Genomic DNA, 763 nt, shown 5'->3' on the forward strand with positions numbered 1-763 from the left:
TGCACATGAACCCATTCAAAGGCCGGCATTTTCAGCGTGACATCATTCTGTGGGCCGTACGCTGGTACTGCAAATACGGCATCAGTTACCGTGAGCTGCAGGAGATGCTGGCTGAACGCGGAGTGAATGTCGATCACTCCACGATTTACCGCTGGGTTCAGCGTTATGCGCCTGAAATGGAAAAACGGCTGCGCTGGTACTGGCGTAACCCTTCCGATCTTTGCCCGTGGCACATGGATGAAACCTACGTGAAGGTCAATGGCCGCTGGGCGTATCTGTACCGGGCCGTCGACAGCCGGGGCCGCACTGTCGATTTTTATCTCTCCTCCCGTCGTAACAGCAAAGCTGCATACCGGTTTCTGGGTAAAATCCTCAACAACGTGAAGAAGTGGCAGATCCCGCGATTCATCAACACGGATAAAGCGCCCGCCTATGGTCGCGCGCTTGCTCTGCTCAAACGCGAAGGCCGGTGCCCGTCTGACGTTGAACACCGACAGATTAAGTACCGGAACAACGTGATTGAATGCGATCATGGCAAACTGAAACGGATAATCGGCGCCACGCTGGGATTTAAATCCATGAAGACGGCTTACGCCACCATCAAAGGTATTGAGGTGATGCGTGCACTACGCAAAGGCCAGGCCTCAGCATTTTATTATGGTGATCCCCTGGGCGAAATGCGCCTGGTAAGCAGAGTTTTTGAAATGTAAGGCCTTTGAATAAGACAAAAGGCTGCCTCATCGCTAACTTTGCAACAGTGCCA

At 52.8% G+C, this 763-nt stretch carries 1 protein-coding gene; it reads left to right on the plus strand.

Annotation, left to right across the window (positions count from 1 at the left end):
* Window positions 1–5 precede the first annotated feature (5 nt).
* Window positions 6–710 carry an IS6-like element IS26 family transposase gene (locus ACYVDM_RS00010; RefSeq protein WP_001067855.1) on the plus strand — a complete coding sequence of 235 codons (705 nt, stop codon included), beginning with the start codon at window positions 6–8 and terminating at the stop codon, window positions 708–710.
* Window positions 711–763: the final 53 nt, after the last annotated feature.

Source organism: Bordetella tumulicola (assembly GCF_054779135.1).

Coding starts and splice junctions, on each gene's coding strand:
- ACYVDM_RS00010 (WP_001067855.1), top strand. CDS start 6: ATGAACCCATTCAAAGGCCGGCATTTTCAGCGTGACATCATTCTGTGG.